The following is a 12132-nucleotide window of genomic DNA, read 5'->3' on the forward strand; positions in this document are numbered from 1 at the left end:
TCAATGAACCGCAAGGCGTGGCCGGGTTTCCGCCCACCCGGAAGAACTTTAAGATGGACCTGTAAAGTCTACGGCATTCTGGCAAGGAAGATCATAATGGCTGCCCGACTGACCCTTGTGTGCTGCGCGGCGACCCAAGCGACACGCAAGGGCATGTTTGCGCTCGACGAGCCGCTGGAGGCAGGCGCAGCCGAGCTTGCAAAGGCGCTGGGGAACATGTTGCGTCGCCCTGACCGCGCCTGGACCAGTCCGGCTTTGCGGGCGACGCAGACCATTGCCGCGCTTGGCGTCGAGGGCGAACCTGTCGACGCCTTGCGAGATCAGGATTTCGGCCGATGGGCGGGCAAGAGGCTGGTCGAAGTCCAGCAGTCGGAACCGGAGGGGCTCGCGGCCTGGCTGGCGGATCCGCACGCGGCCCCGCATGGCGGCGAATCGATTGCAGGCGTGGCGGCCCGCATTGCGCCGGTCATGGATGAGCTTGTGGCCATGCGGGGCCACACGGTTGCCGTCACGCACCCGGCCGTGATTCGTGCCGCTGTCGTCAACGTGCTTGGGGCATCGCCGCAGGCATTCTGGAGGATCGACGTCGAACCGCTCGGCGTGACCGAGTTCACCAGCGACGGAAAACGCTGGGCGCTACGGTTCGGCTAATGCATGTCGCCCGAAAGTGGGGACCGGTTTCGGGATAACGACATGCATGAAAACAGGTACTTAGTGCATGTCGCCCGAAAGTGGGGACCGGTTTAGGGACAACGACATGCATAGAAACAGGTATTTAGAGCGCGCCATCTGAAGGATCGCGACGCTCCAAATATTGTGAGCGTGCTTCAATTGCCGCGCGCAGCGACGAGTGCGCCCGGCAATTCCTCGGCGAAGATGTCGAGTTCGTGATCGAGACCGACACTCACCCTGATGCAGCGGTCGAGGACCGGCGCCATCGGTTTGCGGATGAACACATCGCGCGCCAGCATCGCCTGCAGCACCTTGAGCGCGAAGGCGCCGTCGCGGCCGCAATCGATCGTCACGAAATTGGTGGCCGAGGGCAGGGGGTTGAGACCGTTGTCGGCGGCTATGGTTGCGATCCGCTGCCGGCTGGCAGCAACGCGTTGCACGACCGAGGCCAGATAAGCCTGGTCCGCCAGAGCGGCCTCGCCGGCGATCTGCGCCATGCGGCTGACGCCGTAGTGATTGCGTATCTTCTCGAAGTCGGCAATCGCCTGCGTTTCGCCGACGGCATAGCCGCAGCGAATTCCGGCAAGGCCGTAGGCCTTCGAGAACGTCCGCATCCGCACCACATTGGGACGCGAAACGTCGATAGGCGGCACCGCCGACGCCGGCCCCAATTCGCAATAGGCCTCATCGAGGATCAGCATCGTCGTTTCGGGCAGGGCGGCGATAAAATGCTCTATTTCGGCGGCTTCCCACCAGCTTCCCATCGGGCTGTCGGGATTGGAGAGGTAGACCAGCCGCGCGTCTTGCCTGCGCACCGCATCGAGCAAGCCGTCGAGGCTTTCCCTGTCGTCTTCGTAAGGGACCGCAACCAGCTTGCCGCCGACGCTGGCAACGTGAAAATTGAAGGTCGGGTAGGCGCCAAGCGAGGTGACCACCGGGTCGCCGGGCGCAACGAACATGCGCACGATCAGGCCGAGCAGGCCGTCTATGCCTTCACCCACGACCACATTCTGCGGCGCCACGCCGTGATGCGCGGCGGCGGCGACCTTCAGGTCGTGATTGTCGGGGTCGCAATACATCCACATGTCGCGCGCGACCTCGGCCATCGTGGAAATCACGCGCGGCGACGGGCCGAAGCTGCTCTCGTTGGCGCCGATGCGGGCCCGAAACAGTCTGCCGCTGGCGCGTTGCTGCGCTTCCGGCCCGACAAACGGCACCGTGGAGGGCAGCGATTCGATGAGCGGCGTGAGAGGCGGGCGGACCGGCATTTTTCGTGTGTCTCCTGACCAAGCAAGTTCTGCCGCAGCGATAAATCGAGAATAGTCGTTGCGAAAGAACTTATTTCGGAACGGATCGGGCGAGCCGTGACTATGGCGCGGAGCGTGCCGGCGCGAGATCGCCAAGCGAATCGAACAACGGGCCGAGCCAGGGTTCGTAACGGCGCCATCCGTCGATGGCCTTGGTGTGAATCGGCTGCTCGACCTGCCGCCGGCTGGGCGTGTGGACGGAACGCTTGGTCTTGTGAAATTGCAGGCAGGCGTCGTCCCATTCAAGCCCGATATGCTCAATCATGCGGCGGCTCTGATTTTCCTGGTCCCGCACCAGCGCTTCGTAGTCCACATCCAGTATCGTGACCGGAAGGGTGCCGCGCCAGAAGGCCATGAGCGCTTCATAGGCGCAATAATATCTGCCGAGCTTGTCCAGGTCGCTGGCATAGGTGTGGAAATGGTTGAGCGCCTGCGTGAAACAGGAGACGCAGGTGGCCATCGCCTCCCTGCGGCAATGAATGAAACTGGCGTTGGGAAACAAGAGTGCAATCAGCCACAACCTCTCGAAATTATGCGGCATCTTGTCGGTCACGCGCGCCGCATCGGCCGAATAGGCCGAGAGGAGTTTGAGGTAGTCGCCGGCGATTTCCCGGCTTTGCGCGGGTGACAGAGATTGCGCGGCTTGCGCTATGTCTTTTCCGCCGGCTGACAGGCGGGCGGCCTCATGCCCGAAAAATCCGAGTTCACCCGCCCCATGCACTTGCGGATGGCTGGCGAGAATCTGCTCTATGAGTGTCGTGCCGGAGCGCGGCATCCCGAAAATGAAGACCGGACGGCTGCTCGCATTGCCGAAATCCTTGCGCTCGTCGAAGAATTGCCGCGAGAAGAATTCCCGGTAGGTTGCAAGCGTTTCAGGCGACATGGCGGCGTGGTCCGCGTTCCGCAGCCGCGACCGTGCAGCAGTGAAATGATCGAAAGCCGCGCCGTAGCGGCCAAGATCGTCCTCGATCTTTCCGGCAGCCTGATGCAACAGCGCCTGTTCGTATTTGGGCAACCGGCCATCGGCGAGCATCTTTTCGATGCGGGCGAGTTCCGGCGGCTCTGCCGTGTAAGTCTGCACGCGCGCCAGTGCGCTATAGGCATACGGTCCGGCCTGGCCGGCGTCGGCCAGACGCTGGTAGAGGGCGCGGGCCTTGTCCGGTTCGGCTGACATGTCGAACGAATGCGCCATGTCCATCAGCAATTGCGGATCGTCCGGCCTGAGCGCCAGGGCTTTTTCGATGAATTCGCGCGCTTTTGCCGGCTGACCCAGCCTGTTCGAGCAGTCGAACAGGATGCGCAATGTTTGGACGGAGTTGCCGTTTGCCTTCAGCGCCTGAAGGGCATGCTCCCGTGCCTGGTCCAGCCTGCCGATCTGAATGAGCACGGTGGCCAGATTGTTGCGGATATGCGCGCTTGACGGGTCGTGTTTCACCGCCCGTTCGAAATAAGAAATCGCCACATGGAAGTCGCCCTGATGGCTGGCGAGGATGCCGAGCTTGACGAACAGGGCAGGGTTGCGCTTGTCGATGCCGAGGAGCCGCTCATAGACGGCGCGCGCATCCTTGATGCGTCCCGTACGTTCCAGTCCCGCCGCTTCGGACGCCAGCATCGCGGCTTCGCGGCTTGGTGCGGGGCGCGAGCCTTTTGCTGCTTTCATGTTTCGTGGCCTGTTTCTTCGAGCGGACTTTGGTCGGTTTGTCCTGCGCTAACGCGAACGGCCAAAGACTTCAAGTTGCGGGCAACCCGGGCCGCTTCAAAAGCGGCATATCCAGGAATACGAAAAGAAAAAGCCCCGCGATCCAGAGATCGCGGGGCCTTCTGCCTTAAGCCGTGAGGCTTAAGTTCTTAGAACGAACGCTCGAAACGGAGCCAGCCTTCGACGTGGCCATCATCGGTACCAGCAATGCCGTCATCGATGTCACGATACTGGACCTGAAGCTTGGTCGCGAAGCCATCGGTGATCTTGTAGCCGACTTCACCGCCGACGCGCCACTGGTCTAGGCTCAAAGTGCCGCCAAGACCGTCAAACTCGTTGCCGAAATACTGACCGCCGAAGCCAACCGACACGCGGTCCGAAACCTGAGCTTCGAGGAAGGCGGCAGCCGACCACTCATAACCGGTCGAGTAGTAGCCGAGGTCCGACTCATAGATGCCCATCGCGGTGAGGGTGATGGTCGGGTTGATCTTGTAGGCGACCACACCCTTGACGGTGAAGGCGTCGTCAACCCACAGGCCATCATCATCGTCGTTATAGGTCACGTAGAGGTCGGCAGTGCCCCAACCCTGGCTGACGCCGATGCGACCGACAACATTCGGCACGTAGTCGACGTTGTTGTTCTCTTCTTCGAGTGCCACAGTGGCGCTGAAGCCGTTGCCAGCGTCGAAGGTGTAGTTGATGAAGTGAACGCGCGGACCACCCGACACGTCGAACTCGGCACCGACATCGACATCATAGAGCGAGTCGGACAGACCCATGGACAGGCCGCCCAGCGAAATGGTGGCGTATTCCATGTAGACGTCCGGCGTGCCCGGAAGGCCGCCGACATCAGCACTGGTAGCCGCGAAGCGGATGTAGCCGGTCAGCGTGCCGTACTCGGTTTCCGACTTGGCGTTGATGTCGAGGCGAGCGTAGGCGTTCTTGCGCCAGCCGTCGTCACGGTCATCGAAGCTGATCTGGTAGCGAACCAGGCCGGCGATGCTCAGGCAGGTCTCGGTGCCCGGGATGTAGTAGTAGCCAGCGCCGTACACGTCGCAGATCTTGACGTATTCAGCGGGTTCCGGTTCGGCAACGACGACAGCCGAGAAGAAGGCTCTTGATGTTCATTTTCTGACCTCCAGTCAAAAGTTAAAAAACGGGTCTGGGTATTTTTTGCTGAAGGACAGCGTTCCCTGCCCCATCCCCACTGCTGAAAAAGACACGCACCGCGCCTCTCGTTCGAAAGTGACATTACCCATCGGCTGGCTCCGTTCAACAATGATCGTGCCGCCAGTCGGGCTTGGGGAATGCTATCCGCAGCCGTTGTTGCACAAATGACACGATTTGGACCCGCCCGGAAAGCACTCGTTAACCATCGGGGCGCCTGGAGCTCGTGGAGCGCGCTTTTTTCGCTCCTGGAGGCAGAATCAGCCCGGATACGGCGCGCAACCGCGGAGATTCGGCGGGGCGGCTCTCTTTATTCGTACCGAAGGCGGCATTTTTCGAAGATAGCGGCACTGCCATATTGATTGTGCCGCCCCTTTTCTTTATCCACCGCCGCAACGGAGAGGTGGCCGAGTGGTCGAAGGCGCTCCCCTGCTAAGGGAGTAGAGGTCAAAAGCTTCTCGTGGGTTCGAATCCCATCCTCTCCGCCATCCTTGTTAAATCCCCCGCCAAGCCGTCCATCCGATGCCCCATCTGCCAGTTTCGGGATCGATCGGGCACGTTCCTTTTTTTCCAGGTCAGGCGAGAACTTTCAGATCTCGCCATTTGCCTTCACGGCTGCTCTGAGCGGTAAAGAGACAAAAAGCAAAGCTATTTCAAGACTTTACGGCGTCCGGCGTGCGGATTGTTGCGGCGATCTTCGTCGATTCTGACTGGAGGTCAGAAAATGAACATCAAGAGCCTTCTTCTCGGCTCCGCTGCGGCCCTGTTCGCAGTCTCCGGTGCGCGCGCCGCCGACGCTGTCGTCTGAATACGTCAAGATCTGCGACGTGTACGGCGCTGGCTACTACTACATCCCGGGCACCGAGACCTGCCTGAAGATCAGCGGCCTGGTTCGCTACCAGATCAGCTTCAGCGAAGATGACGATGGCTGGAGGAAGAACGCCCTTGGTCGCCTCAACGTCGACGCCAACAGCGAAACCGAACTCGGCACGCTGGCCGGCCATCTTCGCCTTGAAAGCTCTGTGGATAGCAGCAATACCTCGGCCAATGTTGAATTGGTCCACGCGACCATCTCGCTCGGTGGCCTGTCGATGGGCTTGAACGACACCGCCTATGACTTCGGTCTCGACACGTCCAATCTGGGCGGCGCCGAATTCGACAGCTACGGTGGCGATTCGGTTCACTTCGTCCGCTACACCTTCGATGCCGCCAACGGCATCTCGGCGACGATCTCTCTTGAAGAAGAGCATTACGATAGCGACTACGTTCCGAACGTTGTCGGTGCGGTCAATGTCGCGCAGGGCTGGGGCGGTCTGACCGTCGCTGTTGCCTATGACGACGACGACAACACGGGTGCCGACGACGAGTTCTTCCTCAAGGGTGTCGCTCGCATCAACGTCAACCCGCAGCTCGAACTCGCTCTGCTGGGTATCTATGAAAGCGGTAATGGCTTCTACTCGACCGGTTATGAGTGGTCGGTTGGCGCCTATGCTTCGTACAAGGCGACCGACAAAATCACGCTTGGCCTCGGCGGCCAGTACTGGGCTGATAGCCACGCTGTAGCTGGCGTCGACGCCTGGTCGATCGGCGGCGACGTGAAGTACCAGATCGTCAGCGGTTTCTCGACCAAGCTGCAGGTCCAGTATGACGACGTTGACGGTGTCGATGGCAACTTCAACGGCTGGCTGCGCTTCGAGCGCTCCTTCTAAGTCGATGGACGCTATCTAAACAAACCGGGCTTGGGCGCGAAAGCGCTCGAGCCTTTTCATTCGGGCGGGCGCATTGAAGGGGGTTGGGTCAGTCTGATCGAGCGAAGCGGTCGAAATCGGGTCGGTTGCCAACCGGCTGCGGTTGCGGTCTCTGCTCGAAGCTCTTGAAAGGGCGAGCCCTTGTGGATAGGTGGGCCTATTCGCTGGGGGGCGCAAGGAAATCGATGGATACCAATCGAATTCAAGAGGGGGGCACGTCCGGCCTGTTTCCGGATTTTGCCGCACACGTCTCCAATATAAAATATCAATATGGAGCGGTGCGAGAGGTAAAATCCTACGGGATCGGAGAAATCTTCGCCACATACAAGGATGTATTGTGGGAAGAGGGACGGCACAAATATAATGTAAGCTCGTTCATCGGAGAGATAGACGAGATTCTCCTTGGCGAGGAATTCAGTGCCTTCGACCAAAGCACCCTGGACGGCCTGACTGCAACGTTGCGCCAACGCGGTAACAGCAACGCAACCATCAACAGGAAGATGGCTGCCCTCAGCAAATTGCTGCGCAAAGCGTATAAGATGGGCGATATCCACAGCTTGCCGGAATTCCGCCGGCAGAAAGAAAGAGCAGGACGGATTCGTTTTCTCGATCGGGAAGAGGAAACGCGCCTCTTTGCCTCCATCCGTTCCCGCAGCGAGGACGCCTATCGGCTATCCGTCTTTCTGGTCGACACCGGATGCCGCCTCGGCGAAGCACTGGGATTGATCTGGAACGATATCCAGGAGCATAGGGTCAGCTTCTGGATCACGAAGTCGGGCCGCAGCCGAACCATTCCCCTGACCGCCCGCGCCAAGGAAACCACCAGGATTTCGTTTGAAGGGCGCAGGCCGAAGGGGCCGTTCACCAGGCTGAGCCAACCCCAGTTCCGCGCGATCTGGAACGAGGCGAAGAACGAGGTCGGCCTGGCGACCGACGATCAGGTCGTGCCACACATTTTGCGTCACACCTGCGCTTCGCGCCTGGTTCAGGGCGGCATCGACATAAGGCGTGTTCAGATGTGGCTTGGGCACCAGACCTTGCAGATGACCATGCGCTACGCACATCTGGCGACCCACGATCTCGACGGCTGCGTTACCGTTCTCGAAACGCCCCCCGCCCCGCGTGAGCCCCTTGCGGCAAGTTGCCCCGACGCATCGAGCCCGGCGCCGCAGAAGGCCCGGGCTTCGTCAAAGCGTGATTCCGCCGCCGCCAAGGAAGCCGGCGAACCGGCCAAGGCCAAGGCGACGACCGGCAAGAAGGGCCGGGCCGCGCCATAGACGTTTCGGTCTTCAGGTCGTCGCGCCGGACTGTTGCTCCGCCCGGTCGATGAAGGCTGCGATCGTCTGCGGCAATTTTCCCGTTTCAAGGAATGGGGCGTGGCCTTGGCCCGGCACGACCACGGTTTCCAGACCAGGATGGCGGCGCTGCATGTCCGCAAGCGTCGCGGCGGAAAGCAGTCGCGAGTTCCCGCCGCGAATGGCCAGCATCGGGATTGCCGCAAGCGCATCGAACTGCGGCCACAGCGTCGGCAAAGGCTGCGTGAAGTCGATGCCGGTAAGGCTATCCACCAGCGCTGCATCGAAATCAGGCAGGAATTGCCCGTTGTCCTCGCGGTAGATAGCGTGCGCCATGCGCTGCCAATCGGCCTCGGACAAGGCGGGAAAGTCGGCGCCATGCACCGCTTTTTGCGCTTCGACGGCTTGTGAAAAGCTGAGTGGGCGAGGCGAGCGCTGCAAATAGGACTGGATATGGGCCAGTCCTGCCGCTTCGATGGCAGGGCCGATGTCGTTGAGCACGACGGCTTTCAGCAGGGCCGGCTGCATTGCGCCAAGCACATGGATGATGAGGCCGCCGCGCGAAATGCCGATGAAGGCCGCCCGGTCGATGCCAAGCGCTGCGAGCCCGGCAAGCACATCGACGGCTTCCGTGCCGACATTATAATTATGTGTGTTCGGGTCGCGGTCCGATTGACCGCGCCCGCGATAGTCGAACGCCACCACCTGGCGCGGCATCGGCGCATCTTGCGAGAGATAAAGCGCGAGTTCGTGAAAATCGCGCGCATTTCGGGTGAGGCCGGGCAGGCAGATCACCGGCCATCGATCTGGCCCCGGCTGCCCATAAATCCGGGCGTGAAGCCGCAGATTGTCGCTCGATTGGTAGAAGAAGTTCGAAAAGGGCTGGTTGCCGGCAGCGCTCATGATCGTCTCTGGGCTGTAGGGAGATCGATTGCTACAGGCGGTGGATGGCGTGGTCAAATGCGGCGCGCCATCTCCTGGCCGCACCCGGATTTTCAGCCCGTCCGGCTTTTACCAAAGAACTGTAGAAGGATGGGAGGCGGGTGCAGCGCGTTACCGGTGATCCTCTTTGCGGCCGTTGACGAGGTCGCCAGCGATGTCGAACGAGCCGGAAAGCCGCATCTTGTAGACTTCGTAATTCTCCATGACGCGCTGGACGTAGCTGCGCGTCTCGGCAAACGGGATTCGCTCGATCCAGTCGACGACCTGATCAAGATCCTTGCCGCGCGGGTCGCCGTAGCGCGCGATCCACTGCGCGGCGCGACTGGGGCCGGCATTGTAGCCGGCGAAGGTCAGTATGTAGGAGCCGTCGAAGCGGCCAAGCTGCTCGCCAAGGAAGGCCGCGCCCAGCGTGGCGTTGTAGCCGGCATCCGTGGTCAGCCGCATCGACGAGAACGGCATGCCCGCCTTCTTCGCCAGTTGCTCGGCCGTCGAGGGCATCAGTTGAAGCAGGCCGAGCGCTCCGGCCCCGGATACGGCGCCGACATTGAATTCACTTTCCTGACGCGCGATGGCATAGGCCAGCGCCTTGCCGGAACCCGAAATATCCGCTGCGGCCGGAATGACGCCGACAGGATGCGACAAGGCCCCGACATCGATACCGCGCTGGGCTGCGGCCTTGCCGATCCTGAGGGCCAGGAAGTGGTTGCCCTGCTTTTCGGCCATTCCGACCAGAAGCGCCAGTTCGCCGGGGCTGGCCAACTGGCCGGCGAGATCGAGATAGAGCCTGTCGGCATAACGCGGATAGCCCGCCGCTTCGAGCCGCCCTATGGCGCTGACGGCTTCGCGGGCGGAGAAATTCCGCCGGTCGGCATCGCTTGGGACAGGGTAGGCGATGTTGAGCACCTGCCGTCCGATGCGCTCGCCCGCAAGCTGGCCGTAGAAGGTGGTGCCGTAAATTGCAGCCTTGGCGAAATACGCCTTGGCATCGCCTGGCCCGCCGGCCTCGGCGGCACGGCCCAGCCAATAATAGGCACGCGAGCGCGAGATCGGACCTTCGGCGAGATCGGCGATCCGTTTGAAATGCTTCGACGCCAGCGTGGCATCGTTGAGGCCGCGTAGCGCATACCAGCCGGCATGGAATTCCGCATCGGCGGCATTGGTCGCACTTTCAGCGGCATGGGCGGCAACCAGCCGGTAGGCGGTTTTCATGTCGCCCTGGTCGACCAGTTCGCGCGACAGGACGCGCCGCTCGAGCCACCACTGGTCGGGATCGACGAGGGCGGCGCGGTCGGTCGGCGCCTTCAGCATGACTGTCGCCGCTGCCGTGAATTTATCCTGACGCCTCAAATATTTGGCTTCGGCGAAGAAGTAGCCGGCCGAGCGTTGGGCTTGAGGCACGGCCCTGAGCAGGGCAGGCGCATTCTTGTCGCCGCGTATGGTGGCGGCCCATGCGTCGGCGAGCGGCTGGGCACCGGCCGGCCCGGCGACGCGGAGCGCCGAATTGACGCGATCGGCATAGAACATGCGTTCCATGCGGAAGCGATGGTCGGCCTGCGGGATGAGCGCGCCGAACTCGGCAAGCATGGCCGTCTCGTCGGCAGGTTCCAGCCGTTCGGTGCGCCAGAAAGGCGAAAGCACGCTTACCGCGGCCTTGATGTTGCCAGCCGCCGCATAGGCACGGGCCAGCAACACGACGCCTTCGCGGGTTTGCGGCTGGCTGCCGTTGAAGGCTTCGATCACCGTGCCGGCGTCGGGATCTTCGCGATAAAGCGCGCGCTCGCTGTTTCGGCGCAGCAACGCGGCGCCTGGCCAATCCGGCAGCATACGGGCGGTAGCGGCGATATCTCCACTCGGCACGCTGCTGCCGCCATAGATGGCGATTGCCCAGGCCAGCACATGCCGGTCGAGGGAAGCGGCGGGGAGTTGGTCGCGTAGGGCGAGGGCGGCGTCGATGTCGCGCGCCGCAAGCGCGTCGAGGCCGTTCTTGAGCAGGGTAATGTCGGCAGGCCGGGTGCGCGGCGCTTCGATCTCGGGAACAGGAATGGTTGCGGTCGATGCCGTGTCGAGCACCGTTCCGGCCGACAGGCTGGACAGCAATGCGGTCGCCGCGCCAAGAAACGCCAGGCGAAGCGGGCGTCTTCCGATCATGATACTGGTCAGCTTCCCGAACATCGTCACGGTTCGTTTGCAGGTCATTTGCGTCGGGCGTGTGGCGCAAGCCTAGGACGGGGATGTGAAGGGGCTGTAAATGGCGGCCTATGGGAAGCCGAATTTCACTGCTGGCCTTATCGGCTTTTCTTGCCGCACAACGGTGTCGAGACTATGGTGCGCCGCCCCGCTTTAGGCTAAAGCCGGCGCGAACGAAACAGATGGGAACCAAAGGGTTCCATGGAGTTGGACACAATGCTGAGAGGCTCGCTTACCGCGCTCGTGACGCCGTTCGAACAGGGCGGGCGTTTCGACGAGAAAGCCTTTCGCGCATTGGTCGAATGGCAGATAGCGGAAGGCACCAAGGGTCTGGTGCCGGTGGGCACGACCGGCGAATCGCCGACATTGTCGCATGACGAGCACCGCCATGTGGTGAAGGTCTGCGTCGAGGTGGCCAAGGGGCGGGTGCCGGTGGTTGCCGGGGCCGGGTCCAACAACACGCAAGAAGCGATCGGGCTGGTCAAATATGCCGAGAGCGTTGGCGCAGAGGCGGCACTTGTGGTGACGCCCTATTATAACAAGCCGACGCAGCGCGGGCTTTACGAGCACTTCGCCGCCGTGGCGCGGGCGAGCAGCCTGCCGATCATCATCTACAACATCCCGCCGCGCTCGGTCATCGACATGAGCCCGGAGACGATGGGCCGCCTGGCCAACGACTTCAAGAATATCGTCGGCGTGAAGGACGCGACCGGAAAGGTCGAACGCGTCTCCGAACAGCGCGCCACCTGCGGCAACGGCTTCGTCCAGCTTTCCGGAGAAGATGCCTCGGCGCTCGGCTTCAACGCGCATGGCGGCGTCGGCTGCGTTTCGGTGACGTCCAATGTGGCGCCGCGCCTGTGCGCGGAATTCCAGGAGGCCTCGCTTTCCGGCGATTCGGCCAAGGCGCTGGAATTGCAGGACAGGCTGTTGCCGTTGCACAAGGCGATCTTCACCGATCCGGGCGTTGCCGGTGCGAAATACGCGCTGTCGCGGCTTGGCAAGATCGACAATGTCGTGCGCTTGCCGCTGGTGACGGCCGAACCCTCGACGGAACAGAAGATCGAAGCGGCGATGAAGTATGCCGGCTTGATTAATTAGGCCGGGGGTCCCACCTC

General features: G+C 61.8%; 8 protein-coding genes, 1 tRNA gene and 1 pseudogene. 5 read left to right on the forward strand and 5 right to left on the reverse strand.

Annotation, left to right across the window (positions count from 1 at the left end):
• Positions 1-96 precede the first annotated feature (96 nt).
• Positions 97-651, forward strand: coding sequence for a histidine phosphatase family protein (locus tag ASD64_RS10590; RefSeq protein WP_056104710.1), 555 nt, complete (start codon positions 97-99; stop codon positions 649-651).
• 176 nt (positions 652-827) lie between these two features.
• On the opposite strand, the gene ASD64_RS10595 is transcribed toward ASD64_RS10590, so the two are convergent.
• The 3 genes and pseudogenes from ASD64_RS10595 to ASD64_RS10605 form a co-directional block, all read right to left on the reverse strand.
• Positions 828-1940, reverse strand: a complete 1113-nt coding sequence (locus ASD64_RS10595) for a pyridoxal phosphate-dependent aminotransferase (protein WP_056104715.1) — start codon at positions 1938-1940, stop codon at positions 828-830.
• A gap of 100 nt (positions 1941-2040) precedes the next feature.
• Positions 2041-3639, reverse strand: coding sequence for a tetratricopeptide repeat-containing sulfotransferase family protein (locus ASD64_RS10600; protein ID WP_056104719.1), 1599 nt, complete (start codon positions 3637-3639; stop codon positions 2041-2043).
• Between the two features lie 188 nt (positions 3640-3827).
• Positions 3828-4769: pseudogene (locus ASD64_RS10605) on the reverse strand (porin); the annotation flags it as partial.
• 473 nt (positions 4770-5242) lie between these two features.
• Between ASD64_RS10605 and ASD64_RS10610 the strand changes: the two are divergent.
• From ASD64_RS10610 to ASD64_RS10620, 3 genes are all read left to right on the forward strand, one after another.
• Positions 5243-5333 (forward strand) — tRNA-Ser (locus ASD64_RS10610).
• Between the two features lie 291 nt (positions 5334-5624).
• Positions 5625-6554: a porin gene (locus tag ASD64_RS10615; protein ID WP_244480762.1), complete on the forward strand. Its 930-nt coding sequence runs from the start codon at positions 5625-5627 to the stop codon at positions 6552-6554.
• Positions 6555-6778: 224 nt separating this feature from the next.
• A complete protein-coding gene (locus tag ASD64_RS10620; protein WP_056104727.1) occupies positions 6779-7870 on the forward strand; it encodes a tyrosine-type recombinase/integrase in 1092 nt (363 codons plus the stop codon).
• A gap of 12 nt (positions 7871-7882) precedes the next feature.
• Here ASD64_RS10620 and ASD64_RS10625 read toward each other — a convergent pair whose 3' ends face one another.
• Positions 7883-8791 carry an alpha/beta fold hydrolase gene (locus ASD64_RS10625; RefSeq protein WP_056104730.1) on the reverse strand — a complete coding sequence of 303 codons (909 nt, stop codon included), beginning with the start codon at positions 8789-8791 and terminating at the stop codon, positions 7883-7885.
• Between the two features lie 150 nt (positions 8792-8941).
• Complete coding sequence (locus ASD64_RS10630; protein ID WP_056105066.1) at positions 8942-10978, reverse strand: lytic transglycosylase domain-containing protein; 2037 nt, start codon at positions 10976-10978, stop codon at positions 8942-8944.
• A 255-nt stretch (positions 10979-11233) separates the two neighbouring features.
• Here ASD64_RS10630 and dapA point away from each other — a divergent pair, with 255 nt between their 5' ends.
• Positions 11234-12115, forward strand: coding sequence for a 4-hydroxy-tetrahydrodipicolinate synthase (gene dapA / locus ASD64_RS10635; RefSeq protein ID WP_056105069.1), 882 nt, complete (start codon positions 11234-11236; stop codon positions 12113-12115).
• Positions 12116-12132: the final 17 nt, after the last annotated feature.

The organism is Mesorhizobium sp. Root157, from assembly GCF_001427385.1.
Classification (GTDB): Bacteria; Pseudomonadota; Alphaproteobacteria; order Rhizobiales; family Rhizobiaceae; genus Mesorhizobium.